The sequence below is a fragment of the Pseudobutyrivibrio sp. 49 genome (genome assembly GCF_900100545.1).
Classification (GTDB): domain Bacteria; phylum Bacillota; class Clostridia; order Lachnospirales; family Lachnospiraceae; genus Pseudobutyrivibrio.
The window spans coordinates 1-2,571 of the sequence record NZ_FNDP01000039.1 but is presented as its reverse complement, the minus strand read 5'-3'; the positions used below and the strand labels follow the sequence as shown (position 1 = coordinate 2,571).

Below are 2,571 nucleotides of genomic sequence, written 5' to 3'. Positions count from 1 at the left end.
TTGATAAAGTTTTTTTCGCAAACCATAACCTTATCACAAGAAGGATGTTCTTTTTGTATTTATTCTATTTTTTCCGACTAAAAGTTTACTCTAGCACCAAAGCGTAGCCATAAACTAAGCCGCAAGTAACTATCAATCCCTCTTGTAGGTATCAAGCTCTTTGGTTTCTCATTGAGACATGTAGTCGAACAGAGAAACCTAAGGCTTGTAGCCGTAGCAAGAGTCTTAATGCCTAGGATTGAGAGTGTAACTTGCGGCGTAAATTTATGACTTCTTGTGGGCTACTTAAGGAAAAAGTCCACAAGAACTTGGCTTTGCCAAGCAATATTTTCTTTCAGAAAATATTGGTCCATGTCCGGTTCTTGATTTTCTGAGGAAAATCAAAAACCTATACTATCTCGAATTTCTGAGTTGATGCATTGAGTTGCTTTGTAACTTCATTGTTTTGATCCATAGCCTCTGTAATGCCTTGGATTTCCCCAACAATCTCAGTTGCTGAAGCTGCACTCATTCCAATCGCACTTGAGCTTTCCTGTACAGAACTTGAAATGCTCTCAATTCTGTCAGCCATCTCATTCATTACAAAATTGAGATTATCAGCCTTCTCAGAGAAGGTTCCAAGCATCTCCTCTATCATTGTAGCAGTGTTCTCATACTTAACACCAGTGTCAACAAAGGCATCGTAGTCAGCCAATACATTTTCATTAATGAAGTCAATAACCTGAATAGCGTTATCCGAAAGGGACTTAACTGCAGAAGTAACCTTAGAAGAAATCTCCTGAATGTTACCAGCTGTATCGCGGGAATTTGCTGCAAGAGCACTAATCTCATCTGCAACTACAGCGAAGCCCTTACCAGCTTCACCTGCACGAGCGGCCTCGATTGAAGCATTAAGCGCAAGAAGATTTGTCTGGCTGGCAATATCAAGAATTTCATTTGTAAGGTCGCCAATCTGATTAACCTGTTCAGATTCCTTAACAGAAACTTCAAGAACCTTCGACAGCTCTTCCATCTTCTTTCCAGTATTATCCTTCTTACTGTTGGCTTCCTTCTTAATTGAATCAGCCGCATCTTTGATTTCATTAGCCTTTTCAGCACCTGCTTTAGCCTCTGCGTCAATTGCATCTGTTGCCTCTCGAACCTGAAGAACCTTATCATTCAAATCCTCTGCTGTTGCAGATACACTTTCCATAGATGCTGCCAGCTCTTCCATTGCTGCAGATGTGTTAGTTACATTATCACTAGCACTTTGGATCTTTACAATAACACTATCTGCAGATGATGTAAGAACTGTTGCTCCATCCTTAACATCTCTGATTACACCCTGCAATGTTCCTAAGAACTGATTGATACAATCAGATATAAGTGCAAGCTCTGTTTTTGTTTTTGTGTTTATTCGGGCAGTTAAATCGCCCTTGCCCTTATTGATATTATTAATGATAGCTTGCAATTCATATGAAATACCAAGTATAGTCTTATTAATTCTAACAAATGAAAGTACAAAGCTAAGTATAATCAAGACAACAACCATTGCCATGACTATATATCCCTTTACAGAAACCTGGGCAATGTACCCATCCAAATAAGCGCTAAAGCCCACGCTTAGAGAATTAATTCCCTCATCAATAGCATCTAAAGCATCATTTGTTGCAACAAGGCTTGTTCCGTAATCACCAGATACACAGCCAATTGCTCCCGTAAAATCACCTGATATGATAAAGTTTTCCACAGCACCAGCTGCAGCAACTAATGCCTCTGCGCTAGCTCTGAGATTATCAACTCTCTCCTGCCCATCTGGTAGGTTTCCAACCAGTATACTAGCATCCAAATAATCAAGATGAGAGCCAATATCATTCATATAACCTTCCATCTCCGCAAATTCTTCAGCTGGCATTTCCTTGCCTGCCTCAAGTTGTCCTAATGTACGATTAATTTCAGCTGAAATATGAACTACATCTTGACGTAATGCAGCCGATTCCTGTGCGCAAATAAGTTCATTTTCACTTGCTACTAAAGCCAGTGACTTTACGCTTTGCATAGCTGAGTTGGAAATCACTGCATATATTATAAATGCCGCAAGTATAGCAACATTTACAATTATGTTTTGAAAAGAAATTGATTGGAAAAAGTTGCCTTTATTATTTTCAACAACCTTTCCAACAGCTTTAAGATTTTCCTTTTGCTCAGCTGTAAGATTTTTATCAAGCCTCTGTTTTATTTTCTCTTGCCTTTCTTCTGTTCCCATTGCGCACCCCCATTTAAATTAATGGCTAATAATTCCGTTTAAAAAATTATATACCCATACGTTTTAATTGGTTAAGAGGTGTCACAAAAAAAACATATAATGTTTAAAAAATGTACAATTTCTATGGATTTTTATGAGATAAAACATTTGATTAATCTCATTTTAAAAACTAAAAAAGAGCTCTTGGATAAACCAAGAGCTCTCAGAGTGTAGACAAAGTGTCGCGGCTTTGCCGCGACCTTTTCTTTTTTATAAGGAGGAACTGGAGTCTGCGGACTCCAGTTCTTTCATTTTTAGTCCTTCTAAAGTCTAAAGAAACCTTGATT

At 38.2% G+C, this 2,571-nt stretch carries 1 protein-coding gene; it reads right to left on the bottom strand.

Going from position 1 to position 2,571, the window contains the following annotated elements:
• Positions 1 to 388: 388 nt before the first annotated feature.
• Positions 389 to 2,245: a methyl-accepting chemotaxis protein gene (locus BLP54_RS15510; RefSeq protein WP_090171550.1), complete on the bottom strand. Its 1,857-nt coding sequence runs from the start codon at positions 2,243 to 2,245 to the stop codon at positions 389 to 391.
• Between the last annotated feature and the right edge of the window lie 326 nt (positions 2,246 to 2,571).

Excerpts from the sequence above, each read along its gene's own strand:
- BLP54_RS15510 (WP_090171550.1), bottom strand. The coding sequence starts at position 2,245 with ATGGGAACAGAAGAAAGGCAAGAGAAAATAAAACAGAGGCTTGATAAA.